22 protein-coding genes are annotated in these 25,737 nt (G+C 38.8%); 14 read left to right on the top strand and 8 right to left on the bottom strand.

Annotated features, from left to right (window positions below):
• The first annotated feature begins 27 nt into the window (after positions 1-27).
• The 3 genes from P0Y49_02955 to P0Y49_02945 are packed head-to-tail and all read left to right on the top strand — an operon-like array spanning position 28 to position 2,344.
• Positions 28-675: a hypothetical protein gene (locus tag P0Y49_02955; GenBank protein WEK20108.1), complete on the top strand. Its 648-nt coding sequence runs from the start codon at positions 28-30 to the stop codon at positions 673-675.
• 12 nt (positions 676-687) lie between these two features.
• Positions 688-1,140: a hypothetical protein gene (locus tag P0Y49_02950; GenBank protein ID WEK20107.1), complete on the top strand. Its 453-nt coding sequence runs from the start codon at positions 688-690 to the stop codon at positions 1,138-1,140.
• A 16-nt stretch (positions 1,141-1,156) separates the two neighbouring features.
• The gene (locus P0Y49_02945) at positions 1,157-2,344 is read left to right on the top strand and encodes an aspartate aminotransferase family protein (GenBank protein ID WEK20106.1); all 1,188 of its coding nucleotides are present in this window, start codon (positions 1,157-1,159) and stop codon (positions 2,342-2,344) included.
• Between the two features lie 16 nt (positions 2,345-2,360).
• On the opposite strand, the gene P0Y49_02940 is transcribed toward P0Y49_02945, so the two are convergent.
• The 4 genes from P0Y49_02940 to P0Y49_02925 form a co-directional block, all read right to left on the bottom strand.
• The gene (locus tag P0Y49_02940; GenBank protein WEK20105.1) at positions 2,361-3,281 is read right to left on the bottom strand and encodes a DUF58 domain-containing protein; all 921 of its coding nucleotides are present in this window, start codon (positions 3,279-3,281) and stop codon (positions 2,361-2,363) included.
• Between the two features lie 69 nt (positions 3,282-3,350).
• Entirely contained in the window at positions 3,351-3,668 is a 318-nt protein-coding gene (trxA, locus tag P0Y49_02935) for a thioredoxin (GenBank protein WEK20104.1), read from the bottom strand.
• Positions 3,669-3,802: 134 nt separating this feature from the next.
• A complete protein-coding gene (gene dnaE, locus P0Y49_02930) occupies positions 3,803-8,233 on the bottom strand; it encodes a DNA polymerase III subunit alpha (GenBank protein WEK20103.1) in 4,431 nt (1,476 codons plus the stop codon).
• Positions 8,234-8,321: 88 nt separating this feature from the next.
• Positions 8,322-8,807, bottom strand: coding sequence for a lipocalin family protein (locus P0Y49_02925; GenBank protein ID WEK20102.1), 486 nt, complete (start codon positions 8,805-8,807; stop codon positions 8,322-8,324).
• 144 nt (positions 8,808-8,951) lie between these two features.
• Between P0Y49_02925 and mdh the strand changes: the two genes are divergently transcribed.
• Together mdh and P0Y49_02915 are read left to right on the top strand one after the other, a co-directional pair.
• Positions 8,952-9,890 (top strand): malate dehydrogenase, encoded by a 939-nt coding sequence (mdh, locus tag P0Y49_02920; protein WEK20101.1) that lies wholly within the window; start codon positions 8,952-8,954, stop codon positions 9,888-9,890.
• Between the two features lie 4 nt (positions 9,891-9,894).
• Positions 9,895-10,320, top strand: coding sequence for an aspartyl protease family protein (locus P0Y49_02915; protein ID WEK20100.1), 426 nt, complete (start codon positions 9,895-9,897; stop codon positions 10,318-10,320).
• Between the two features lie 106 nt (positions 10,321-10,426).
• Here P0Y49_02915 and gyrB read toward each other — a convergent pair whose 3' ends face one another.
• Positions 10,427-12,385: a DNA topoisomerase (ATP-hydrolyzing) subunit B gene (gene gyrB / locus P0Y49_02910; protein WEK20099.1), complete on the bottom strand. Its 1,959-nt coding sequence runs from the start codon at positions 12,383-12,385 to the stop codon at positions 10,427-10,429.
• A 255-nt stretch (positions 12,386-12,640) separates the two neighbouring features.
• Between gyrB and P0Y49_02905 the strand changes: the two genes are divergently transcribed.
• Together P0Y49_02905 and P0Y49_02900 are read left to right on the top strand one after the other, a co-directional pair.
• Complete coding sequence (locus P0Y49_02905; GenBank protein ID WEK20098.1) at positions 12,641-13,234, top strand: OmpH family outer membrane protein; 594 nt, start codon at positions 12,641-12,643, stop codon at positions 13,232-13,234.
• Positions 13,235-13,296: 62 nt separating this feature from the next.
• The gene (locus P0Y49_02900; GenBank protein ID WEK20097.1) at positions 13,297-13,779 is read left to right on the top strand and encodes a nucleoside deaminase; all 483 of its coding nucleotides are present in this window, start codon (positions 13,297-13,299) and stop codon (positions 13,777-13,779) included.
• A 22-nt stretch (positions 13,780-13,801) separates the two neighbouring features.
• Here the strand turns inward: P0Y49_02900 and P0Y49_02895 are convergent, their stop codons facing one another.
• The gene (locus P0Y49_02895) at positions 13,802-14,200 is read right to left on the bottom strand and encodes a S4 domain-containing protein (GenBank protein WEK20096.1); all 399 of its coding nucleotides are present in this window, start codon (positions 14,198-14,200) and stop codon (positions 13,802-13,804) included.
• A gap of 78 nt (positions 14,201-14,278) precedes the next feature.
• Between P0Y49_02895 and P0Y49_02890 the strand changes: the two genes are divergently transcribed.
• The 7 genes from P0Y49_02890 to miaA are packed head-to-tail and all read left to right on the top strand — an operon-like array spanning position 14,279 to position 20,968.
• The gene (locus tag P0Y49_02890) at positions 14,279-15,097 is read left to right on the top strand and encodes a 2,3,4,5-tetrahydropyridine-2,6-dicarboxylate N-succinyltransferase (GenBank protein WEK20095.1); all 819 of its coding nucleotides are present in this window, start codon (positions 14,279-14,281) and stop codon (positions 15,095-15,097) included.
• A gap of 4 nt (positions 15,098-15,101) precedes the next feature.
• On the top strand, positions 15,102-16,232 hold the full coding sequence (locus tag P0Y49_02885; GenBank protein ID WEK20094.1) for a glycosyltransferase family 1 protein: 1,131 nt from the start codon (positions 15,102-15,104) through the stop codon (positions 16,230-16,232).
• Between the two features lie 28 nt (positions 16,233-16,260).
• Positions 16,261-17,307, top strand: coding sequence for a glycosyltransferase family 1 protein (locus P0Y49_02880; protein ID WEK20093.1), 1,047 nt, complete (start codon positions 16,261-16,263; stop codon positions 17,305-17,307).
• A gap of 30 nt (positions 17,308-17,337) precedes the next feature.
• Positions 17,338-17,904 (top strand): L-threonylcarbamoyladenylate synthase, encoded by a 567-nt coding sequence (locus P0Y49_02875; protein WEK20092.1) that lies wholly within the window; start codon positions 17,338-17,340, stop codon positions 17,902-17,904.
• A gap of 26 nt (positions 17,905-17,930) precedes the next feature.
• On the top strand, positions 17,931-19,337 hold the full coding sequence (locus P0Y49_02870) for an HD domain-containing protein (protein ID WEK20091.1): 1,407 nt from the start codon (positions 17,931-17,933) through the stop codon (positions 19,335-19,337).
• A gap of 57 nt (positions 19,338-19,394) precedes the next feature.
• Positions 19,395-20,051, top strand: a complete 657-nt coding sequence (locus tag P0Y49_02865; protein ID WEK20090.1) for a hypothetical protein — start codon at positions 19,395-19,397, stop codon at positions 20,049-20,051.
• Positions 20,051-20,968 carry a tRNA (adenosine(37)-N6)-dimethylallyltransferase MiaA gene (gene miaA / locus P0Y49_02860; protein WEK20089.1) on the top strand — a complete coding sequence of 306 codons (918 nt, stop codon included), beginning with the start codon at positions 20,051-20,053 and terminating at the stop codon, positions 20,966-20,968. Before P0Y49_02865 ends, miaA begins: the two co-directional genes overlap by 1 nt.
• On the opposite strand, the gene P0Y49_02855 is transcribed toward miaA, so the two are convergent.
• The gene (locus P0Y49_02855) at positions 20,965-21,279 is read right to left on the bottom strand and encodes a DUF3467 domain-containing protein (protein WEK20088.1); all 315 of its coding nucleotides are present in this window, start codon (positions 21,277-21,279) and stop codon (positions 20,965-20,967) included. The genes miaA and P0Y49_02855 overlap by 4 nt on opposite strands.
• Before the next feature lie 91 nt (positions 21,280-21,370).
• Positions 21,371-25,657, bottom strand: a complete 4,287-nt coding sequence (gene rpoC, locus P0Y49_02850) for a DNA-directed RNA polymerase subunit beta' (GenBank protein WEK20087.1) — start codon at positions 25,655-25,657, stop codon at positions 21,371-21,373.
• Positions 25,658-25,737: the final 80 nt, after the last annotated feature.

The following is a 25,737-nucleotide window of genomic DNA, read 5'->3' as shown; positions in this document are numbered from 1 at the left end:
GGGATATAATGTATCAATATATTTGAAATGGATAATAAAGTAGAAAATAACGATTGGAAAAAGGAGGCCCCGACATTAGCTGGCTTATCTGTATACCATCCTTTTTCTGTTCCTGAAGAATATTTTGAGGACTTAACCTTTCATATATCGAGTGCCATATATCTCGAAAAAATGAGAGCTGAAGTTGATAAGTCAGGCTTTACTATACCTGCCAACTATTTTAATGAGCTTAGTACACAGCTAAATAGTGAGTTGGTTAAGGAAAAGATCAAAGCAGTAATGCCTGAAAGTAACGATTATACAGTTCCGACTAACTACTTTGAGCAACTACAATCAAATATTCTTAGCAAAACGATTAATGAAGTCAAATCGGCGCAATCGGCAAGGGTTGTTCGTTTATGGCATTCCAAGCTATTAAAATATGCTTCGGCAGCTTGTTTCGTGATATTGAGTACTGTGGGCTTTTATTTCTACCAACAGCATATACCAGCTCAAAAATTAACCTATAATGACCTTGCCACTGAACAAATTTTATATGACATCGATGAGGATGTAATTATTGATCATATAAAAGACAATGGCTTACAACAGACAAAACCAATGCCTACAGATGTAGCTTTGGAGAACTATATTCTTAACAATTATTCACAAAATGAAATTGCTTCGAGTCTATAAAAACAATATCAAATGAAACAATTACTCATTACTTTTCTATTCATCCTCCCTATCATGGTTTCGGCCCAAGGATTTGGAGATCGCAAAAATGAAATTGAATCGTATAAAATTGCATACTTAACCCAAAAGCTAGATCTTTCCGCAGACGAGGCTAAAATTTTTTGGCCGATTTATAATGATTGGCAGCGGGAACAGGATGAGTTGCGCAAAGAACGTTCTCAAAAAATGATCAGCTTTAGAAAAATCTCTGAAATTGAGGAATTATCTGACAGCCAGGTACAAACTTTAATTTCAAATGATTTTAACATGAGACAGCGGGAATTAAACCTCGACAGAAGGTATTACTCAAAACTGAGGGAAAACCTGCCAATCAAAATCGTTGGCAAGTTTTACAGGGCGCAGGAATCTTTTAAAAGAGAATTACTATCAAAATATAGAAATAACGGCAAACCGCAGCCAAATTAATTCGTAATTTTGGCGTATGCTTACACAACGTCAGTTATTTCTTCAACACAATGCTCAAACGACTTTAGAACCGCTTTTATTAGAATTTGTTAAAGCCAGTGGAATGTATCTTTATGATGCAGACGGCAGGAAATACATGGATTTAATTGCCGGCATTGGCGTAAGCAATGTTGGCCACTGCCACCCGGCAGTTGTAAGCGCAGTGCAACAACAAGCAGCAAGCTATATGCATATTATGGTTTATGGGGAGTTTGTGCAAAGTCCACAGGTAAACTTTGCAAAAGCCCTGGCTGAGGTATTGCCTGCCAATTTAAATTGCACCTACTTTGTAAATTCAGGAGCTGAAGCTGTAGAAGGTGCCATGAAGTTAGCTAAAAGGTACACACACCGTTCGGAAATAATTGCCTGCCACAACTCTTATCACGGCAGTACTCAGGGTGCACTGAGTCTGATGGGTAACGAGGAATTTAAACAAGCATACAGACCCCTTTTACCGAATATTAAGTTTATAAATTACGGATTTTTACCGGATCTGAACTTGATTACGACCAGCACTGCGGCTGTATTTATGGAGACCATACAAGGCGAAGCGGGAATACGAATTGCCGATAAGGCTTATTTTGAAGAGCTTAGAGCAAAATGTACAGAGACCGGGACCTTATTGGTGTTTGACGAAATACAATGTGGTTTTGGACGTACGGGTCGGTTATTTGGATTCGAGCATTTCGGAATAGTTCCAGACATACTTTTACTAGCTAAAGGCATTGGTGGCGGTATGCCTATCGGAGCCTTTATCAGCTCACGTGAAATCATGATATCTCTTGCCACAAACCCTATCCTGGGTCACATTACAACATTTGGTGGGCACCCCGTAAGCTGTGCTGCCGGCTTGGCAACACTGCAGACTATAGTAAGTGAAGACATTACAGATGGAGTAACAGAAAAAGGCTTATTATTTAAAAAATTACTTCAACATCCGGCTATTAAAGATGTTCGTGGCATAGGTTTGATGATGGCCATAGAATTTGAAAATTTTGAGATCAACAAAAAAATTATAGATGCCTGCATAGTAGATGGCCTGATCAGCGATTGGTTTTTACACTGTAGCAATTCGATGCGCTTAGCACCGCCACTTATTATTACCGAAGAAGAAATTGAATGGGCTTGTGAGATTATCTTGAAGAACATTGACGCTATAGCTTAAGCTTTTCAGCTTAATATTAGCTCATTTTCTGTCGTTTAATCAGATACGCCTGTAATATAGGGTGAAATCCTTGTGCAATATCGGCATCTACCATATCTATTTTGTACTGCGCACATTTTAGCCGGATAGCCTGTCGGTATTTCTCCATTCGGGAAAGATAAGCATCCTTAACTTTTGAGGTATGTGTTTTCAATATCGCTCCTGTTTCCATATCCACAAACTGATAAGGACGATTCTCGAACTTAAAATCGACTTCTTTGGCTTTATCTGTTACGTTAAAAATAATGACTTCATGTTTATTAAACTTCAAGTGCTGAAGGGCAGCAAACAAACCTTCAATATGATGCTCATCTTGTACTGTATTGAGCATATCACTAAAAACAACCACTAAAGAACGCTTATGAATCAATTCTGCAATCTGATGTAAAGCTAGTTCAAGATTAGTTTTTATATTCATTTGCTCCGTTTTCAGGATTTCCTCAAGCTTTGCAAACAAAAACTTCTGATGAGTTGTGGTAGATTTTGCCTGAGTATTTAAAACCAGGTGATCGGTAAACAAGCTCAATCCAAATGCATCACGCTGCCTTTTTAGCAGGTAGATCAACGCTGCGACAGATTGTACAGAAAAGTTGAGTTTATTGTATTCCTTAAGGGGAAAGTACATTGATGAGGAGACATCAATGATAAACTGGCAGCGCAGATTGGTTTCTTCTTCATAACGCTTGCTAAAAAGTTTGTCCGTGCGAGCATATAGCTTCCAATCTATGTTTTTAACATTATCTCCAACATTATAAAGCCTGTGTTCAGCAAATTCAACTGAAAAGCCATGAAAGGGGCTCTTATGCAACCCTGTAATAAAACCTTCAACTACCTGCCGGGCAAGTAACTCCAGGTTAGCATTAAAATGTAGATTTTGTTCATCAATGGGCGACTGCATAACGTAAATATAAAAAAAGCGTTCATAATGTTATGAACGCTTTTTTTATTGGTATGATATTTAAGCTGATTACAACTGTTTATCTAATTTCTGTGCAAGTACTGATTTAGGCACGGCACCAACTTGCTTATCTACTACTTCACCATTTTTGAAGTACAATAAAGCCGGGATGTTACGGATACCAAACTGAGTAGAAATTTGAGGGTTATTATCAACATTAACCTTTCCTACAATCGCTTTTCCTTCGTATTCTTTTGAGATTTCATCTACTACAGGACCTACCATGCGACATGGACCACACCATTCCGCCCAAAAGTCAACTAAAACGGGTTTATCTGATTTTAATACTAATTCCTCGAAGTTAGCATCTGTGATTTCTAAAGCCATAATTCTATTTTTTTATATTAGTTATCTTACTTAGTTTGCCCGAGCATTATCTGTCTCATCAACGTATAACACTTGCAGGCTGCAAATATATAATCAATTGTAATGCCATCAAGTTAGCTAATGCCATTATGACATTAGTTCAACTTTGAACTCAAGTTTAAAGCATCCAGTTGGTCAAGAAAATCATTAGTAGGGTTAATTCTAAATGATTTTGAAGGCATTTTCACCACTACATTTTGTTCTCTATCATATACATCAAAAAGCAATTGACAGTTTTGCTGCTCCGTGCTCATTTTATTATTTTCCAGAATGGCAAGAACCTGGTTCATAAAATCATCATTAACACGTTCTATTGGTACCTGGATAGTAACACTCTTGGCCAGCTTATCTCTCAATTCAGATAACAGATTGATAGAAGTAATTTTAAACTCCCAGTCGCCCTCTTTTCTAAACCTCTCCCCAACTCTTCCTCGGATCTGGAGAAAATATCCATCTGTTAAAAACTGCTTAAATTTGATAAAATCATCGCCAAACAAAGCCAGCTCACTGGTATCATCATAATCTTCAAAAACCATCGTCCCAAAAGGTTTTCCGGTTTTTGTCATACGCTGTGCAGACACGACAACCAAGCCACCAACAACAAGCTCTCTGTTTTTTATCGTTTCAAACTCGGCAAGCACCTCTTCATTGGTATCGCCTGTTCTTATTTTATTGACCAAAGCCAAATGCCTTACTTTATGCTGGCAGAACTCCTTTAGCTCTAGTTTATAGTTATCCAAGGGATGACCGGATAAAAAGATACCTATGGCATCCTTTTCATATTTAAGCCGGTCTATTAAGCTCCATTCAGGTGCGACAGGCAAAGCAGGCTCCAGAATCAGGTCAGCAACAGAACCGCCAAACAAAGAAGATTGTGAAGACGATTCATTATTCTGAAAATCATTGGCATATTTAATTACCTTTTCAATGCCATTCATCTTATCGTTAATCCCTACAAAGAAGTACTGTGCACGATGGTTACCAAAGCCGTCAAAAGCTCCACTATAAACAAAACTCTCGTAGGCCTTTTTATTTACGGTACGGGTATTTGATCTCCTCGCAAAATCGTACAAATCCTTGTACAGACCTTTTTCCTTACGATCTTCGATAATACTCTCTACCGCCTTATCTCCTACTCCTTTAATACCGGATAAGCCGAAACGTACCTCGCCATGAGTATTTACAGAGAATTTAGTGCCCGATTCATTCACATCCGGGCCAAGTACACGTACGCCCATCTGCTTGCACTCTTCCATAAAAAAGGCTACCTGCTTAATGTCACTCATGTTATTCGACAGAACCGCTGCCATATATTCTGCCGGGAAGTGCGCTTTTAAATAAGCTGTCTGATAAGCAATCCAGGCATAACATGTAGAGTGCGATTTGTTAAAGGCATAAGATGCAAACGCTTCCCAATCTTTCCATATCTTCTCTAATGTTGCCGCATCATGACCTTTCTCTGCTGCCTGTTTAACAAACTTAGGCTTCATCTTATCCAATACATCCTTTTGCTTTTTACCCATTGCCTTACGCAATACGTCGGCCTCACCTTTTGTAAATCCGGCAAGCTTTTGGGACAGCAACATCACCTGTTCCTGATATACTGTAATTCCGTAAGTTTCTTTTAAATACTCTTCACAGGCATCCAAATCATACTTAATCTCTTCCTCACCGTTCTTCCTACGTACGAAACTTGGGATATACTCCAATGGTCCAGGACGGTACAAAGCATTCATGGCGATCAAGTCACCAAATACAGTAGGCTTTAATTCCTTCATGTACTTCTGCATCCCGGTACTCTCGTACTGGAAGATACCGATGGTTTCACCTCTTTGGAAAAGCTCATAAGTCTTGGCATCATCGATCGGAAAATTATCCGGATCAAGATCTATATCATGTCTGAATTTAACCAGCTTAACCGTATCCTTAATGAGGGTCAATGTTTTTAACCCCAAAAAGTCCATTTTCAACAAGCCAGCACTTTCTACGACCGAGTTATCAAACTGGGTTACATACAGATCAGAGTCCTTTGCTGTAGCCACCGGAACGAAATTAGTAATATCGCTCGGTGTAATGATTACCCCACAAGCATGGATACCGGTATTCCTTAAGGATCCTTCTAAAATTTGTGCTTGCTCAAGCGTCTTAGCGCCAAGATCTCTTGCTTCCGCCAGATTTTTAAGCTCCAGCACCTTTTCGTATTCATCTGCACGTAAGGCTTCTTTTAAATTCTTTTCATCAAGTGTAAAGATCTTGGCCAGCTTCATATTAGGAATCAGCTTGGCGATCTTCTCTGCTTCAAATAATGGAAGATCCAATACTCTCGCCGTATCTTTAACGGAGGATTTAGCCGCCATCGTACCATAGGTGATGATTTGAGCTACCTGGTTAGCGCCATACTTCTTGATTACATAATCCATAACCCTGCCACGGCCTTCATCATCAAAGTCGATATCAATATCGGGCATGGATACACGATCCGGGTTCAGGAAACGCTCAAAAAGAAGATCGTACTTAATCGGATCTATATTGGTAATACCTAAACAATAAGCTACTGCAGATCCTGCAGCAGATCCCCGGCCAGGGCCTACAGAAACATCCAGATTCCTGGCTTCAGCTATAAAATCCTGTACAATCAAGAAATATCCCGGGTATCCGGTTTTCTCGATCGTCTGCAACTCAAAATCAAGTCGTTCCTCTATTTCAGGAGTAATTTCGCTATATCGCTTTTTTGCGCCTACATAGGTCAAATGACGCAAATATTTATTTTCTCCTCTTTTACCACCATCGACTTCATCTTCCTCCACCAGGAACTCATCGGAAATATCAAATTTTGGCAATAGAACCTCACGGGCGAGTTTGTAAATCTCAATCTTATCAATAATCTCCTGAATATTGAGAATGGCCTCCGGCAAATCAGCGAATAGGTTTTTCATTTCGTCAGGAGATTTAAAATAATATTCCTGATTCGGTAATCCAAACCTGAAGCCCCTTCCTCTTCCTATCGGCGTAGCTTGTTTCTCACCATCTTTAACACACAATAAAATATCGTGCGCATTAGCGTCTTTTTTATTAATGTAATAGGTATTATTGGTAGCGATCAGCTTTACATCGTGTTTTTTAGCAAGAGTAACCAGGGAAGTATTTACAATATCTTCGTCTTCCTGGCTATGGCGCATCAGCTCGATGTAAAAATCATCACCAAACTGAGATTTCCACCATAGTAAAGCTTCTTCAGCTTGCTTTTCCCCCAGGTTCAGCAACTTACTGGAAATCTCTCCATACAAGTTACCCGACAGCACTATAGTATCATCCTTATACTGTTCAATGATCGCCTTATCTATCCTGGGGATATAGTAAAATCCTTTTGTATAAGCTATGGACGACATTTTAGCCAGGTTATGATAACCAGCTTTATTTTTCGCCAATAGTACTACCTGGTAGCCATTGTCCTTTCTGCTCTTATCTTCATGATTTTCACACACAAAGAATTCACAACCTACAATAGGTTTAATAATGACCTCTTCCGGTGTTTTCCCTTCATCCAAAGCAACTTGATTCCTTGCTTCGACCCCTTTATTATGATTAAGCACCTGTGCAACAAAGTGAAAGGCGCCCATCATGTTTGCATGATCGGTCATGGCTACGGCAGGCATTTTAAAAGCCGCAGTCGCTTTAATAAGTGAAGGAATATTTATGGTAGATTGCAGTACAGAAAACTGCGTATGGTTATGTAAATGAGCAAAACTAGCAGCTGCCAATTCGCGTTTATTCTCATTGAGTGTGCTTTTTGAAACCTTAGGTGCTTCAGTTTGTTGCAAGCGTTTTCTGATTTCATCAGAAGCAGATTTAAGGTTAACATGGTTTAGGCCTACACGCTCAAATACCTGCGGTGTATTTTCCTTAAAACGTTGTATGTACGCCTGATCAACCTGTAATTGATCAAGTCTAAAGACCTCCAATTTGATCAGCTGTAAAAAACAGCGGGTAGTGGCCTCCACATCGGCAGTTGCATTGTGGGCTTCAGAAAATGGCTCACCAAAAAGATATTGGTGAAGTTCTGTTAGTGTAGGCAATTTGAATTTACCTCCCCGTCCGCCCGGAAGTTTTAACAGCTCGGCAGTGATTTCGGTACAGGTATCCAACACCGGCATTTGCGCCATAGGGCTCGTTACACCCAACCGGTGAAATTCACACCCCATAATGTTCACATCAAAGCCAATATTCTGTCCGACAACAAATTTAGCTTTGGATAATGCAACATTAAACTTCTCTAACACTTCTGCCAGTCCTATACCTTGCTCCTCGGCCAATTCCGTTGATATCCCATGGATCCGTTCGGCATCATACGGGATATTAAATCCATTGGGCTTTACCAGATAATCTTGATGCTCTATCAGGTTACCTAACTCATCATGTAATTGCCATGCGATCTGAATACACCTTGGCCAATTGTCTGTATCGGTAATTGGTGCATTCCAATTGCGTGGTAAACCGGTGGTTTCGGTATCAAATATTAAATACATAGCTGGTAATTATTCTCGTTTCCTGAAATCAAAATGAAGGAACAAAAATACGGATTTTTAGCTGCCGTTGATTAAAGCAATTGTAATTTTAAGCAGGTTCCTTTTCAGGTTCATGATGCACAGCCTTATGCTCCTGAAATACAAGTTTTGAGGTATCATACCCTTTTTGGCGGCAGCGGTCTACGATCTCTTTTAACAACTCTTTTGGCAACTCAGGCTTACGGGAAAGGATAGCAAGGATCTTATGTTTGGGATGCCCAATTACTACATAGGAATAGTCCTCCGCAAGTTCAATCACCCAATAATCATTCTTAAATGGCCAAACCAACTGTGATTTAAAAACAGCATTTCCTGTTCCTCTTACGACAAATAGCTTAGATCTGATATACTTCCGCTTTTGTTCTCCAACAACATTGTAGGTTGTAAATACCGCATAATAACCATCTGGATGGATCACATATGTCTCCACCTTTCTTCGCCAGTGTTTATCCATAAAAGTAGGAATGGAATACAAAGAATACCACTTCCCTACATAAGCCATTATATCTACTCGTTTTACTGGTTGGTTATCCATAAGCTCTCCGGTTGTTTAGTCTTAGGCAAATGTAAATTCTTTATCATAAAACCCCTAACGAAGAAGAAAGTTTTCAAAAGCATTTTTTAAACTCACGTAATTTTCTAACTTCGAAAGAAGGTAACATACATAAAAAAAATATTTATGAAGATAACAGTTGTAGGTGCCGGCGCCGTAGGTGCCACCTGTGCAGATAACATTGCCAGAAAAGAATTAGCTGAAGAACTTATTTTATTAGACATCAAAGAAGGTTTTGCCGAAGGCAAATCGATAGACATGATGCAAACGGCCGCTTTACTTGGCTTCGACACTAAAATTAAAGGTGTTACCAACGATTATGCAAGTACTGCGGACTCTGAAGTAGTAGTCATTACTTCGGGATTACCACGTAAACCGGGAATGACACGCGAAGAGCTTATCGGAACAAATGCGAATATCGTAAAAGGAGTTACTGAGAATATTTTAAAATACTCGCCTAACACGATCATTATTGTGGTATCAAACCCAATGGATACCATGAATTATCTTACCTTAAAAACATCCGGACTACCTAAAAACCGTATCCTTGGTATGGGTGGTGCATTGGATTCATCCCGGTTTAAATATTATCTGAGCCAGGAATTAGGCTGCTCTCCTGCTGATCTAAATGCAGTAGTTATTGGTGGTCATGGCGATACAACAATGATCCCCTTGATTCATCACGCAACATGGAACAGCATTCCGGTTACGCAATTATTAAGTAAAGAACAACAGGATAAAGTTGTAAAATCAACAATGGTAGGTGGAGCTACATTGACTGGATTAATTGGTACGTCTGCATGGTACGCTCCCGGAGCCGGAACAGCTGCCATGGTAGAAAGCATTGTACGCGACGAGAAAAAACTAATCTCTTCTGGTGTTTACCTGGATGGCGAATATGGACAAGAAGACATATCATTAGTTGTGCCTGTCATAATTGGTAAAAACGGGGTCGAAAAGATTCTTGATTTTAAACTAAGTGATGAAGAACAATCTGCCTTTAGTAAAAGTGCTGATGCAGTGCGCAGCATGAATACAGTGCTCACAGATATGAAAATGATATAATTTGATGAGAACAATTTCTGTTCCCCTAACCTTAATAAACTTACAAGACGACGGTTTCCACCTTTTGGTGGAAATTGTTGTTTTTGGACAAAAGTTATTCGCAGTAGTTGACACTGGCGCTTCCAGATCTGTTTTTGATAAAACGTTTATTCAAACTCATATTAAAGAACTGGAACACACTGAAGAAGCACATGCCACCACGCTCTTTACCACATCCAGCACCTTGCAGGCAAATATTCCTAAATTAAAGATAGGGAGTTTGGTTTTAAAAGATTATGAGACTGTGGCACTTGATTTAGAAGCCGTAAACCAAGCGTACGAAGGATTGGGGCATCCGCCAATCAGCGCCATTATTGGTGGTGACCTGTTGTTAAAATTCCATGCGGTTATCAATTATAAGAAAATGAAAATGTTCTTATATAAGAAATAAAAGGTATCCACAAATAAACAGCATCACTCACAAAAACTCCAATATAACAAGAAAAGGACCGCAATGGTCCTTTTCTTGTTATATTGGAGTAAAATCACTTTACCTGTTATGCGTCAATCTTCGCATACTTAGCATTACGCTCAATAAACTCTCTACGTGGAGCAACCTCATCACCCATCAACATAGAAAACGTATGATCACACTCAGCTGCATTCTCTATACTCGCTTGCATCAAAGTACGTGTAGCAGGATTTAAGGTCGTATCCCAAAGCTGCTCTGCGTTCATCTCACCCAAACCTTTATAGCGCTGAATATGTACACTTTCTTCTTTACCAGCACCTTTTAAACGTTGTACAGCAGCATCACGTTGTACATCATTCCAGCAATATTCAAACTCTTTACCTTTTTTAACCTGATATAAAGGTGGCGCGGCAATGTAAACATAACCGGCCTCAATAAGTGCTTTCATATATCTAAAGAAGAAAGTTAGAATAAGTGTAGTGATGTGAGATCCATCGATATCAGCATCCGTCATGATCACAATCTTGTGGTAACGTAGCTTAGTTAAATTCAATGCTTTATCATCTTCAGGAGTTCCTATACTTACACCAAGAGCGGTAAACATATTCTTGATCTCATCATTTTCATAGATCTTATGCTCCATTGCCTTCTCCACATTCAGGATCTTTCCTTTCAATGGAAGTATAGCCTGGAAGTTACGGTCGCGGCCCTGCTTAGCAGTACCACCCGCAGAGTCTCCCTCCACCAGGTACAACTCGCATTTTTCCGGATCACTATCAGAACAATCGGCAAGTTTACCAGGTAAGCCTGAACCGCCCATAACACTTTTACGTTGAACCATTTCGCGAGCCTTACGTGCTGCAGCACGAGCTGTTGCGGCAAGAATAACCTTATTAACGATCATCTTGGCTTCTTTCGGATATTCTTCAAGATAAATACCCAAAGCTTCACCAACGGCAATATCTACCGCACCCATCACCTCAGAGTTACCCAATTTGGTTTTTGTCTGACCTTCAAACTGAGGTTCCTGAACTTTGACAGAAACCACAGCCGTTAAACCTTCCCTAAAGTCATCACCTGTAATCTCAAACTTTACATTTTTAAGTAAGCCTGACTTATCAGCATAAGCTTTCAATGTTCTGGTTAAACCTCTTCTAAAACCAGCAATATGGGTACCACCTTCGTGGGTATTGATATTGTTCACATAAGAATGAACATTTTCAGAATAACTATCATTATACTGTAAAGCAAGCTCTACAGGAATTCCATTTTTAATACCTTCAACATAGATTGGTTCAGGAATTAATGAAGGACGAGTTCCATCAAGGAATTGAACAAATTCCTTCAGACCACCTTCTGAGTGGAACAATTCTGACAGAAATTTACCATCTTCACCTACTTCACGCTCATCGGTTAAAGTCAACTTAATCCCTTTGTTAAGGAAAGAAAGCTCCCTTAGCCTTGATGCTAAAGTATCATAACGATACTCTGTAGTTTGTGTAAAGATAGTCGGATCGGGAGTAAACGTTACAATTGTACCACGTTTATCTGTATCACCAATAGACTTAACATCATAAAGCGGTTTACCAATGTTATACTCCTGTACCCAAATCTTACCTTCACGATGTACCTCAGCTTTTAAATGCGTAGACAACGCGTTAACGCAACTTACCCCCACACCGTGCAAACCTCCAGATACTTTGTAGGTATCCTTATCAAATTTACCACCAGCATGCAGTACAGTCATTACAATTTCTAATGCTGATTTTTGCTCCTTGGTATTGATTCCTGTAGGAATACCACGTCCATTATCCTCAACCCTAATCGAGTTGTCTTTTAAAATACTTACATAAATAGTATCAGCATGGCCTGCCAATGCCTCATCGATTGAGTTGTCTACTACCTCATACACAAGGTGATGTAAACCTTTAATTCCGGTATCACCTATATACATCGAAGGGCGCTTACGCACCGCTTCCAATCCTTCTAATACCTGTATATTATCTGCCGAATAATTTGACTTTGGATCTTTTTCTTCGCTCATTTTTTTTTATAAAACAATAAGATTCAAATTTAACCAATTATGGTCAATTTAAGGCAAATGTGGATAACTATTTGACCAAATAATGGCCTAAAAACATTCTAAAAAACGCACTTCCTTAGGATACTGATTTTGAAATTTTATATTTGTTGAAATTTATCCATAAAAGATAAACCAAATGGGGATCAATTGAGCTCTATCAGGCTTATAAAACAGATATAAAAACTATTTTTTGACAAAAAAGAACAATTAATATAAATGAAGACAACATTAAAATTAGGCGGTATTGCTACTGCAGTTGCCCTGGTTTCTGTAATGGCATCATGCCAAAATAAGGATGATAAAGGCACTACTACTAAAAAAACTGACTCAACTACAGTTCCAAACAGTGAGAAAATTGTTTATGTAAACTCTGATTCACTACTAACCAAATATCATTACTTTAAAGATCTTAAAGTAAAATTAGAAGCTAAATCTAAAACCGCGCAAACAGACCTTGCTTCAAAACAACAGGCTTTTCAGCGTGAAGTTGCACAATATCAGCAACAGGTACAGGCAAATACCCTACCTGCTGATCAAAGAGCTTCAACAGAAGAAAGACTAGCACGTAAACAACAAGAGTTGCAAGCATATAGCCAAAATGCCGGAGCTGCAATTCAAAATGAACAAGCTGCAGAAAACGAAAAATTATACGATAAAGTTGCTGACTATTTAAAAGAGTACGCAAAGAAAAAAGGCTATAAAATGGTATTGGGTTACTCAAAAGGAAACGGTACAATTTTATTTGCTGATGAAAGCTTAGATGTAACCAGCGAAGTTATTGTTGGTTTAAATGAAGCTTACAAAAAATAATCATTTATTACAAAAATGAAATGCCCCGCTCAATCGGGGCATTTTTTTTGTGCAATTTAATTATGACAAAGATGAATCAACACGAAAAATTTATGAAAATGGCTATCCGACTCTCAGAAAAGAATGTCATGGATAGTACAGGAGGTCCATTTGGTGCCTTGGTTGTTAAAGATGGAAAAGTGATAGCTAGAAGCGCTAACAAGGTAACATCAACAAATGACCCAACCGCTCATGCAGAGGTATCGGCAATACGCATAGCCTGCAAAAGATTAAAAACGTTTGACTTAAGCGGATGCGTAATTTACACCAGTTGCGAGCCCTGCCCTATGTGTTTAAGCGCAGTTTATTGGGCTAGAATCGATGCAATCTATTATGCCAACACTAAACAGGATGCTGAACACATCGGTTTTAGTGATAAATTTATCTACGATGAATTGGAAAAGCCTATGAACAAACGCAAACTACCGATCAAACAAATGATGAGAGATGAAGCGCTTCAGGCTTTCAAATTATGGGAAAAAAGCACTATTAAAATAGAGTATTAGCGCTGGCAATGGATAGTTATAACTAATCCTCTTCAAACATCCCTCCTATCAAATCGTCTGTTTCGCGCCTGTCTTTTTTAGTAGGTCTGCCAGTACCACGGTCTCTCTTAAGTGCAGGTGCATGAAACATCGATTTAAAACTATGTGTTTCTTCAATGGGGGTAATATCTTTATACTTGGTAACGGCGATCTTCGCTTCTACTCTATTGTACAAAAGCTCCACTACCTCGATCACCTTCTTCTCTATTCCTTTAGATACCTGGTAAACATCCCCGGGTTTTACAATTGCCGAAGCCTTAAGATTTTGACCATTAAATTTTACACGACCGGCTTTGCAGGCTTCAGTAGCCAGACTTCTGGTCTTAAATAATCTTATTGCCCATAAGTATTTATCTATCCGTAATTTTTCTTGTTCAGCCATAAAAATCAAAAATACATTAAGAAAACACATCGTCAATACATAAATTTGATTTATTTTGTCAAAAAATAACAAACGATCATGATAGCAGAATTAAAAAAGTTGGTAGAAGCCGCTTGGGAAGACAGAACTTTATTAGAATATAGCGAACATTGCGAAGCAATTGAAACTGTAGTTATGCAGTTAGATAAAGGGGAATTACGTGTTGCAGAACCCGTACTTAACTCCTGGGGCATTAATGAATGGATAAAAAAAGCAGTTATACTTTATTTCCCAATCAGACAAATGAAGGAAATTGAAGTTGGTCCTTTTGTTTTTCATGATAAAATGAAATTAAAAACCAATTACAAAGAAATAGGTGTAAGAGTTGTTCCTGGTGCTAGTGCCCGTTATGGTGCTTACTTAGCTAAAGGTGTAATTATGATGCCTTCTTATGTAAACATTGGTGCTTATGTTGATGAAGGTACAATGGTAGATACCTGGGCAACAGTAGGCTCATGTGCTCAAATTGGAAAACACGTACACTTAAGCGGCGGTGTTGGTATTGGTGGCGTTTTAGAACCAATTCAGGCAGCTCCTGTAATTATCGAAGACAACTGTTTCCTTGGATCAAGAGCCATTGTTGTTGAAGGCGTTCGTGTAGAAAAAGAAGCCGTACTAGGTGCAAATGTAGTATTAACCGCATCTACAAAAATCATCGATGTTACAGGCCCTACTCCTGTTGAGTATAAAGGTATTGTTCCTGCCCGCTCAGTTGTAATCCCTGGTAGCTATGCTAAAAAATTCCCTGCTGGTGAATATCAAGTACCTTGTGCCCTTATCATTGGCAAACGTAAAGAATCAACCGACAAAAAAACTTCTCTTAATGATGCTTTGAGAGAAAACAATGTAGCGGTATAATATAATGAATATTGGTTTTGATGGAAAAAGAGCAGCAAATAATCTGACCGGTTTAGGTAACTATAGCCGCTCGTTAATTGCCCACCTGGCAAAATATTTCCCTCAAAACCAATATTTCGTTTATAGTCCCAAAGTAAAAAACATTCCTCAGATAAATGCTTTTACCAATACTAAGGGAATCTATCTCAAATTACCCACAAAAAAAAGACCTTTTTGGAGAAGTTTAGGCATTAAAGCCCAACTACTAAAAGACAGGATAGATCTTTATCATGGCCTAAGTCATGAGCTCCCGATTGGCATACACAAAACAGGTATCCCTTCTATTGTCACTATACATGATCTGATCTTCATCAAATTCCCGGAAAATTATGGAGTCATTGATCGTTTTATCTATAATCTTAAAACCAGATATGCCTGCAAGCATGCTGACAGGATTATCGCTATAAGCGAGCAAACCAAACAAGACATTATCCAGCTATTTAAGATCACTCCAGATAAAATTGATGTGGTTTATCAAAGCTGCGATGACAGTTTCAAATTGCCAGCAACGGAGGAAACAAAAAAGCTGGTTAAAACAAAATACAACCTACCTGATCAATACATTTTAAATGTAGGCACCATAGAGACCAGAAAAAATCTAATTAGCCTAATAAAAGCATTAAAGAACGTAGATGAATCATATAAATTGGTTGTAATTGGGAAAAAAACTGATTATTATAAGCTGGTGGAGAAAGAAATTCAGGAGCTCAAATTAAACGATCGTGTGCTATTCCTTCAAAACGTTCCCTTTACCGATCTTCCGGTAATTTATCAAATGGCCTCCGTTTTCGTATACCCATCTGTATACGAAGGCTTCGGTATCCCTATCATTGAAGCATTATATACGCATGTCCCTGTCGTTGCTGCAACAGGCTCTTGTCTTGAAGAAGCTGGAGGCCCGGATAGTATATATGTTCATCCTACCGATCATAATGCTATGGCAAACGCCATAAATAAGATATTGGCAGAGCCTCATCTTCAAGCAGAAATGAAAGAGAAAGGTTTAGCTTACGTTCAGAAATTTAATAATGAACATATCAGCAATCAGATGATGCAGTTGTATATTAAAACCTTGGCAGACAATCCCCCTTACTAATCCCCCTTGCACTCTAAATATATTAGCCATGAAAATCGTCTTTGATGCAGAAAGAATGAAATATCCGTATACCGGCTTATTTGAATATTGTCTTCAATTAGGAGAATCCTTGCTTCAACTAAAGCCAAAAGAGGATGAGCTTATTTTTTACATTCGCAAGGAGGATGAAAAATTCTTTAGTCAAAACATACATGGGCTGCATCAAAAAAGTTTTCATAAATTCATTTTCCCAAGGTATAAAGGCATTGACATATGGCATACCACCTATCAGTCCACACTATATATCCCTAAAAATAAACAAATTAAAAAAGTACTGACCATTCATGACTTGAACTTTTTATACGAAAAAAAATCTGTTGAAAAACAACAGAAATATTTAAAAAAGGTCCAACATAACGTCGATATGGCCGATCATATCGTTGCCATATCTGAATTTACCAAACAAGATATTTTAAAGCATTTAAAGATTGCGAATAAACCTGTATCTGTAATTTACAATGGCTGCGTAGTAAAATCCTTCCCGGAACACATTAATGTCAACATTAGCTCATCAAAACCATTCTTATTTGCACTTGGAACGGTAATCCCTAAGAAAAACTTCCATGTACTCCTTCCCCTGTTAGTGGAAAATGACTATGAGCTCATCATTGCCGGAAAGGCTGACGAAGCCTACAAAACACGGATTATGGAACAAGCGAAATTACTTGGGGTGGCAGACCGGGTAAAAATAGTCGGACCGATATCCAGCGAAGATAAATACCTCTACTATAAACATTGCAAAACTTTTCTTTTCCCCTCCCTTGCCGAAGGTTTTGGCATACCAGCCATTGAAGCTATGTTTTTTGGCAAACCAGTTTTTCTTTCTACTAAAACCTCTCTTCCGGAAATTGGAGGTAATCTGGCTTACTATTTCGAAACATTTGAGCCTGCAGATATGCAAAAGGTGTTTAGAGAAGGTTTAGAACATTATGAAAAGACCAATCCTGCAGAAGCGATCACACAGCATGCTATGCAGTTTAGCTGGGAAAAATGCGCAAAAGCCTATTGGACCATATATGAAAGTCTGCATACCTAAACAGTAAGGATAAAATTGTAATTTTACCCTATGTTAAGAACAGAAATTGAAAAGGCGCTTGCTGTTTTAAAAGACGGAGGAGTGATCCTTTATCCCACGGATACAGTATGGGGACTTGGTTGCGACGCTACAAACGAGCAGGCAGTCGCAAAAATCAATGACATTAAAGGACGTGCAGCCGATAAAAGCTTCATTATTCTTTTAGATACAGACGCCAAACTACAGAGCTATGTAAGTGAAATACCCGATGTGGCATATGACCTGATAGAATATGCAGAAAACCCGCTTACCCTCGTATTTCCCGGCGCTAAAAACCTCGCAAAAAATGTAATCAATGCTGATGGAAGCATTGGGATAAGGATTGCTAAACACGATTTCTGCCAACAACTTATTCAAAGATTTCGCAAGCCCATCACCTCAACATCAGCAAATATATCTGGTAGTCCAACACCACTCTTTTTCGACGATATCAGTGATGAAATAAAAGAAAGAGTAGACTATATCGTAGATTGGGAGCAAGAACTCAAAACCAATAAAAAGCCATCAACCATAATGAAATTAGCGCCTGGAGGTCAATTTTCCTTTATTAGAAGGTAAGTTTTACTACTTTTGCAATCTCATCAATGGAACAACATTTACAACATCCTGTTTTTAAAGCACTTGCCGGCATAGCCGACACACACCATATCGAAGCCTATATAATTGGTGGTTATGTAAGGGATATCTTCCTGAACAGACCCTCTAAAGACATTGATATTGTTGTACTTGGTAATGGAATTGAATTTGCGGAGTTTGTAGGTAAACAGCTGAAAAGTAAAGTTGCAGTTTTTAAAAATTTTGGCACTGCAATGCTGAAATTTCAGGATCTTGAAATAGAATTTGTAGGCGCCAGAAAAGAATCTTATCGCTCCGATTCGCGTAAACCCATTGTCGAGAATGGTACAATTGAGGATGATCAGCTGAGAAGAGACTTTACCATTAATGCACTGGCCATATCTCTAAATAAAACAAACTATGGTCAACTAGTTGATCCTTTTAATGGGATAACTGATCTCAACAACAAATTGATCAGGACACCGCAAGATCCTGAATTTACCTTTTCAGATGATCCCCTGCGCATGATGCGTGCAATTCGTTTTGCTTCCCAGCTTAATTTCACTATCGATGAGCAGGCTATAAATGCTATAAAAAAGCAAAAAGAACGCATTAGCATTGTCTCCAAAGAACGTATAACAGACGAGCTGAATAAGATTATACTGTCCCCAATTCCATCAATAGGATTTAAATACTTGTTTGATACTGGACTGTTGCACATCATATTTCCACAAATGGCAACCCTTTATGGCGTTGATATCATTAATGGAAAAGGGCACAAAGATAATTTTTACCATACGCTACAGGTTCTCGATAACATTTCCGAAACTACCCATGACCTTTGGCTCCGTTGGGCAGCAATTTTACACGATATAGCCAAACCCGCCACCAAACGTTTTGAAGATGGACATGGCTGGACCTTTCATGGTCACGAAGATAAAGGTGCGCGAATGGTACCTAAAATATTTGCCCAACTTAAACTTCCCTTGAATGAAAAGATGAAGTTTGTACAAAAGCTGGTACAGCTACACCTCCGCCCCATTGTATTGGCGCAGGAAGTGGTAACAGACTCGGCGGTAAGGAGACTATTATTTGATGCGGGCGAAGACATAGAAAGCTTAATGTTACTATGCAATGCTGATGTGACCACCAAAAATGATTATAAGATAAAAAAATACCGCAATAACTTTGAGCTGGTAAAACAAAAGCTCAAAGATGTAGAGGAGCGAGACAAGATCAGAAACTGGCAACCCCCTATCTCTGGTAACGACATCATGGACATTTTTGGTCTAAGTGCAGGAAGAGAAGTTGGCTTAATTAAAAACGCCATCCGGGAAGCAATTCTGGAAGGCGAAATAACAAACACATACGATAACGCGTTACAATTTATGCTTGAAAAAGCTAAAGAATTCGGGCTTCAGCCAATAAAGCGTTAACACCATTATATAAAATATATTTTATTTTTTAATTTTATACCTAGAAAAGAGGCTAAAATGGCAATTTATAGATTTAGAATAAGTTTCGAAGATTTCGATGAAGTAATAAGGGAAATAGATATCAAATCCACCCAAACATTTGAAGATTTACATAAAGCAGTACATCGCTCAACCGGATACTCTGCCGAAAAATCCTCATCATTTTTTGTAAGCACAGATAACTGGATAAAAGGTGATGAAATTGCCTATCTACCATCCCAACGCAAAATAGACAGAGGAGTAGCCTTAATGGAAGCTGCTAAACTAAATAAATTTATTGAAGACCCGCACCAGAAATTTTATTATATCTACAACTTCGACCGTCCATTTGATTTTCATGTAGAACTCATTAAGATCATTCTTGATCCGGATCCGAATATCGAATACCCATTCTTAGTAAAAAGTATAGGAGAAGCACCTAAAATTATTGAAAAGGATAACTTTGGAGCTGTTGCAATATCAGCTGCACCTGCATCTTCGGACTTTGATTTCTTAAATGAAATGGATTTTGTACCTGAAGATACTGAAGAGCTTGAAGCGATGGGTGGCAGAGGTATCAATGCAGAAGAAAAGTCTGATGATGTAGACGAAGATGAAGAATCTGACGATGCAGATGAATTTTCAGACAATGATGGCTATGAAGACGAAGAATATGATAACAAAGAGGACTACTAATGCCCAGCATGGCATTAAATAAAACATTAATTGTAATTGTTGGTCCAACCGGAATAGGAAAAACTGCACTGGCCATTGCTTTGGCCAAGCATTTTTCTACTGAAATTATATCTGCCGATTCCAGACAATTTTTTAAAGAAATGGAAATTGGTACAGCTAAGCCCTCAACTGAGGAGTTGGCTGCAGCCCCACATCACTTTATCAACTCCCACAGTATAAAGAACCTATTTAGTACCGGTGATTTCGAAGTACAAGCCATGGAATTGATAACTAAATTGTTTGAAAAGCATAAACTTTTGATCATGGTTGGCGGTTCAGGTCTATATATAGATGCGGTATGTAACGGACTGGACGACCTTCCGCAAACAGATATGAACATCAGGGAACAACTAAATCAACGATTGGAAAATGAAGGTCTGGAAGCTATAAAAAAACAGCTCAGCGGGTATGATCCCGAATACTATAACAAAGTAGACCAGGCCAACCCTCAGCGCATGATAAGAGGCTTGGAATTTTACCTATCTACAGGTACAAAACTATCAGCTCATCTTACCAACAGAAAAAAGACAAGACCTTTCAATATCATCAAAATAGGTATGAATATGGATCGTACAGAACTCTATAACCGAATAAATCAACGTGTAGATAAAATGATGGAGGCCGGTTTATTAGATGAAGTAAAAGGTCTGCAACCTTTCAGAAAATACAATGCGCTAAATACTGTAGGTTACTCAGAATTATTCGCTTACCTGGATGGAGAAATCACGTTAAAAGAAGCAGTCGATCAAATCAAGCAGAATACAAGACGCTTCGCGAAACGTCAGCTCACCTGGTTTAGAAGAGATGACAGCACTACCTGGTTTGAACCTGGACAGGATAATGCCGTCATCAATTATATCAGTCAAAAAACAGGCTAAGCCTGCGCCGTTGGTCCCCCAAAGTTCATAGGAAAGCCCGGAGGCTCCTCTTGAGTCTTGATGCGTCCATTTACAGCTTCATACTTTTCAATATTATCCTGCATTGCAGCTACCAGTCGCTTAGCATGCTCAGGCGTCAATATAATCCTTGATTTTACTCTAGCTTTAGGCACACCAGGCATAACCCGGATAAAATCCAATACAAACTCTGTATTTGAATGCGTTATAATAGCCAGATTGGAAAATATCCCTTCTGCGATTTCTTCAGAAAGCTCAATATTTAGTTGGTTGTCGTTGTTTTGTTCTTCCATAAAACAAACTTAGATAAAATTTTAGATTGAGTAGCCAAAAAAAATCCCCCAACTTAAAAGAAGGGGGATTTTAGAAAAATGTATTTAAATATTAAGCATCGATTTCTTCTTGTTTCGAAGCTAGTAATTTATCATATTCTTCCTGAGAACCTACAATGATACGCTCGTATCCACGTACACCAGTACCTGAAGGGATCAAGTGTCCAACAATAACGTTTTCTTTCAATCCAAGCATGCTATCACGTTTACCGGCAATAGCTGCCTCATTTAATACTTTTGTAGTTTCCTGGAACGATGCCGCCGAGATGAACGATTTCGTACCTAATGAAGCACGCGTAATACCTTGCAGCATTGAACTAGCTGTTGCAGGTCTTGCATCACGAACTTCAATTTGTTTCAAGTCTTTACGTTTCAATTGAGAATTCTCGTCTCTTAATTTACGTAACGAGATGATCTGACCAGGTTTAACAGTGTTTGAATCACCAGCCTCAACTACAACTTTTTTGTCATAGATCTCATCGTTCTCGATCATGAAGTCCCAACGATCTGCAGAGTTGTTCTCTAAGAAACTAGTATCTCCTGGATCTTCGATATGAACCTTTTGCATCATTTGGTGAACAATTACCTCAAAGTGCTTATCGTTGATTTTCACACCTTGCAAACGATAAACCTCCTGGATACCATTTACTAAGTACTCTTGTACAGCTGCCGGACCTTTAATAGCCAGAATATCTGCAGGAGAGATCGAACCATCTGATAAAGGCATACCTGCTTTTACAAAGTCATTATCCTGAACCAGGATGTGTTTAGACAATGGAACCAGATATTTTTTAACTTCACCATCTTTAGATTCGATAGTCATCTCACGATTACCACGTTTCACGCCACCTAAAGTTACCACACCATCAATCTCTGTTACTACAGCAGGGTTAGATGGGTTACGTGCTTCGAAAAGCTCAGTTACACGTGGTAAACCACCCGTAATATCCCTTGTTTTTCCAGTTGCACGAGGTATCTTAACTAAGATCTGACCTGTTTGAACCATATCACCTTCATCAATTGCAATGTGGGCACCAACCGGGATGTTGTATCCTCTGATCAATTCACCTTTTTTGTCAACGATTCTTACAGAAGGGTTTTTAGTTTTATCACGAGTATCTATAATTACTTTCTCACGGTGACCTGTTTGTTCATCTGATTCTTCACGGAAAGTTACCCCCTCAATGATAGCTTCAAATTCAATCTTACCGGCAAACTCCGAGATAATAACCGCGTTGTATGGATCCCATGAACAAATCCTATCACCTTTAGTGATTTTAGCTCCATCCTCAACATATAAGAATGAACCATAAGGAATGTTGTTGGTCATGATCACTTTGCCAGTACCTGGCTCAACAATCTTGAACTCACCTGAACGACCCAATACAATTTGTGTATCACCATCTTCAGTTTTGGTAGCAACAGTACGAACGTTTTCAAATTCAATCACACCATCAAATTTAGCTGTGATCTGAGATTCTGCAGCAATGTTCGATGCAGTACCCCCAACGTGGAATGTACGTAGTGTTAACTGTGTACCCGGCTCACCGATTGACTGTGCAGCAATTACACCAACAGCCTCACCTTTTTGAACACGTTTACCAGTTGCCAGGTTACGTCCATAGCATAATGCACAAACTCCTCTTTTGTTTTCGCAGGTTAATACCGAACGAATTTCAATGCCTTCTAATGGAGACTCTTCAATTGTTTTTGCAATCTCTTCAGTGATATCCTGTCCGGCACCAACCAATAGGTTTCCGTCTAAAGGATTAAACACATCATGTAGAGAAATACGACCTAAAATTCTGTCAAATAATGGCTCAACAATGTCTTCATTATCTTTCAGTGCAGTAGTATACATACCTCTCAATGTACCGCAATCCTCAGAATTAACGATCATATCCTGTGCCACATCATGTAAACGACGTGTCAAGTAACCCGCATCAGCTGTTTTTAACGCCGTATCCGCCAAACCTTTACGAGCACCGTGGGTAGAGATAAAGTACTCTAATACCGACAATCCTTCTTTAAAGTTTGATAAGATCGGGTTTTCAATAATCTCGCCACCTGAACCTGATTTCTGAGGCTTAGCCATCAAACCACGCATACCGCATAGCTGACGAATCTGCTCTTTCGAACCACGGGCTCCAGAGTCCAACATCATATATACTGAGTTGAAACCTTGGTTATCGCTCGATAACTGATTCATCACGAATGATGTCAATCTGTTATTGATACGAGTCCAGATATCGATAATTTGGTTGTAACGCTCGTTGTTGGTAATGAAACCCATGTTATAGTTATTCCTTACCTCTTCAACTTCTGCCGAAGCCTGCTCTAATAGCGCTTGCTTCTCAACAGGGATGTTTACATCCTGTAAGTTAAATGATAAACCACCGCGGAATGCCATTTGGAAACCTAATTCCTTAATGTCATCAAGGAATCTTGATGCACGTGCCATACCAGTGATTTTAACAACTTCACCAATGATATCTCTTAAAGATTTCTTGGTTAATAGTTCGTTGATATAACCTACTTCTTCCGGTACCATTTGATTAAACAATACACGACCAACAGTAGTTTCCATCAATTTATTAGCGATCGTACCATCTTCTAATTTAACATTTACCTTAACTTTGATAAATGCGTGAAGATCAATACGTTTTTCATTATAAGCAATGATTACCTCTTCCGGAGAATAGAAAGAGAAATCTTGTCCTTTAACTACACGTTTTTCATCTGTTCTACGGCCTTTAGTAATGTAATAAAGACCCAAAACCATATCCTGAGAAGGTACAGTAATAGGCGTACCATTTGCAGGGTTCAAGATGTTATGCGCTGCAAGCATTAATACCTGCGCTTCAAGGATTGCGGCGTGCCCTAATGGTAAATGTACTGCCATCTGGTCACCGTCAAAATCCGCGTTAAAAGCCGTACACACTAGAGGGTGTAACTGAATTGCTTTACCTTCAACCAATTTAGGTTGGAACGACTGGATACCTAATCTGTGCAACGTAGGCGCACGGTTTAGTAATACAGGGTGTCCCTTTAAAACATTCTCAAGAATATCCCAAACTAATGGATCTTTCCTGTCTACAATTTTCTTTGCAGATTTTACTGTTTTAACAATACCTCTTTCTATCATCTTACGGATGATAAATGGTTTGAATAGCTCAGCAGCCATATCCTTAGGTAAACCGCACTCGTGTAATTTAAGGTTTGGACCTACAACAATTACCGAACGTGCCGAGTAATCCACACGTTTACCTAATAAGTTCTGACGGAAACGACCTTGTTTACCTTTCAAGATATCAGAAAGGGATTTCAAAGCACGGTTACCTTCAGTTTTTACAGCATTTACTTTACGTGAGTTATCAAATAACGAATCTACAGCTTCCTGTAACATACGTTTTTCGTTACGTAAAATTACCTCTGGAGCTTTGATCTCGATCAAACGCTTCAAACGGTTATTACGGATAATCACACGACGGTACAAATCATTTAGATCTGAAGTCGCAAAACGACCACCTTCCAAAGGAACCAAAGGACGTAATTCTGGTGGAATAACCGGAACAATCTTGATGATCATCCACTCAGGGTTATTCTCAATACGTGATCTTGATCCACGGAAAGCCTCAACAACCTGCAAGCGTTTTAATGCTTCGTTTTTACGTTGTTGTGAAGTCTCGTTAGCAGCCTGGTGACGTAAGTTATAAGATAAAGTATCTAAGTCAATACGCTTTAATAAGTCTTCTAATGCTTCAGCACCCATTTTAGCGATGAATTTATTAGGATCTTTATCATCCAGGTATTGGTTTTCTTTAGGTAACTTATCAAGAATATCTAAATACTCTTCTTCAGTTAAGAAATCCATAAACTGAATACCTTCTTCAGCCATAAAGCCTGGCTGAATTACTACATAACGTTCGTAGTAAATGATCAGGTCAAGTCTTTTTGTTGGTAAGCCTAATAAGTATCCAATTTTATTTGGTAATGAACGGAAATACCAGATATGCGCTACAGGAACCACCAGGTTGATGTGTCCCATACGTTCTCTACGAACTTTCTTTTCCGTTACCTCAACACCACAACGGTCACAAACAATACCTTTATAACGGATACGTTTATATTTACCGCAATGACATTCGTAATCTTTTACCGGACCAAAAATACGCTCGCAAAACAAACCATCACGTTCAGGTTTGTAAGTACGATAATTGATAGTCTCAGGTTTTAACACCTCACCACTAGAGCGCTCTAAAATAGCCTCAGGCGATGCCAAACTAATGGTAATCGAGGTGAAATTGCTTTTTAATTTATTATCCTTTTTGTAAGACATAGCTCTTTTGTTTGAAAGTTGAAAAATTTAAAAAGTTGGGATGCTTTCAGAAAAGCCTTTGAGACATCCCAACAAAATAA

The sequence above is a fragment of the Candidatus Pedobacter colombiensis genome (assembly GCA_029202485.1).
GTDB lineage: Bacteria > Bacteroidota > Bacteroidia > Sphingobacteriales > Sphingobacteriaceae > Pedobacter > Pedobacter colombiensis.
The sequence above is the reverse complement of the archived record's forward strand: the minus strand, read 5'-3'. Positions and strand labels throughout refer to the sequence as shown.

Coding starts and splice junctions, on each gene's coding strand:
- P0Y49_02955 (WEK20108.1), top strand. CDS start 28: ATGGATAATAAAGTAGAAAATAACGATTGGAAAAAGGAGGCCCCGACA.
- P0Y49_02950 (WEK20107.1), top strand. CDS start 688: ATGAAACAATTACTCATTACTTTTCTATTCATCCTCCCTATCATGGTT.
- P0Y49_02945 (WEK20106.1), top strand. CDS start 1,157: ATGCTTACACAACGTCAGTTATTTCTTCAACACAATGCTCAAACGACT.
- P0Y49_02940 (WEK20105.1), bottom strand. CDS start 3,281: ATGCAGTCGCCCATTGATGAACAAAATCTACATTTTAATGCTAACCTG.
- trxA (WEK20104.1), bottom strand. CDS start 3,668: ATGGCTTTAGAAATCACAGATGCTAACTTCGAGGAATTAGTATTAAAA.
- dnaE (WEK20103.1), bottom strand. CDS start 8,233: ATGTATTTAATATTTGATACCGAAACCACCGGTTTACCACGCAATTGG.
- P0Y49_02925 (WEK20102.1), bottom strand. CDS start 8,807: ATGGATAACCAACCAGTAAAACGAGTAGATATAATGGCTTATGTAGGG.
- mdh (WEK20101.1), top strand. CDS start 8,952: ATGAAGATAACAGTTGTAGGTGCCGGCGCCGTAGGTGCCACCTGTGCA.
- P0Y49_02915 (WEK20100.1), top strand. CDS start 9,895: ATGAGAACAATTTCTGTTCCCCTAACCTTAATAAACTTACAAGACGAC.
- gyrB (WEK20099.1), bottom strand. CDS start 12,385: ATGAGCGAAGAAAAAGATCCAAAGTCAAATTATTCGGCAGATAATATA.
- P0Y49_02905 (WEK20098.1), top strand. CDS start 12,641: ATGAAGACAACATTAAAATTAGGCGGTATTGCTACTGCAGTTGCCCTG.
- P0Y49_02900 (WEK20097.1), top strand. CDS start 13,297: ATGACAAAGATGAATCAACACGAAAAATTTATGAAAATGGCTATCCGA.
- P0Y49_02895 (WEK20096.1), bottom strand. CDS start 14,200: ATGGCTGAACAAGAAAAATTACGGATAGATAAATACTTATGGGCAATA.
- P0Y49_02890 (WEK20095.1), top strand. CDS start 14,279: ATGATAGCAGAATTAAAAAAGTTGGTAGAAGCCGCTTGGGAAGACAGA.
- P0Y49_02885 (WEK20094.1), top strand. CDS start 15,102: ATGAATATTGGTTTTGATGGAAAAAGAGCAGCAAATAATCTGACCGGT.
- P0Y49_02880 (WEK20093.1), top strand. CDS start 16,261: ATGAAAATCGTCTTTGATGCAGAAAGAATGAAATATCCGTATACCGGC.
- P0Y49_02875 (WEK20092.1), top strand. CDS start 17,338: ATGTTAAGAACAGAAATTGAAAAGGCGCTTGCTGTTTTAAAAGACGGA.
- P0Y49_02870 (WEK20091.1), top strand. CDS start 17,931: ATGGAACAACATTTACAACATCCTGTTTTTAAAGCACTTGCCGGCATA.
- P0Y49_02865 (WEK20090.1), top strand. CDS start 19,395: ATGGCAATTTATAGATTTAGAATAAGTTTCGAAGATTTCGATGAAGTA.
- miaA (WEK20089.1), top strand. CDS start 20,051: ATGCCCAGCATGGCATTAAATAAAACATTAATTGTAATTGTTGGTCCA.
- P0Y49_02855 (WEK20088.1), bottom strand. CDS start 21,279: ATGGAAGAACAAAACAACGACAACCAACTAAATATTGAGCTTTCTGAA.
- rpoC (WEK20087.1), bottom strand. CDS start 25,657: ATGTCTTACAAAAAGGATAATAAATTAAAAAGCAATTTCACCTCGATT.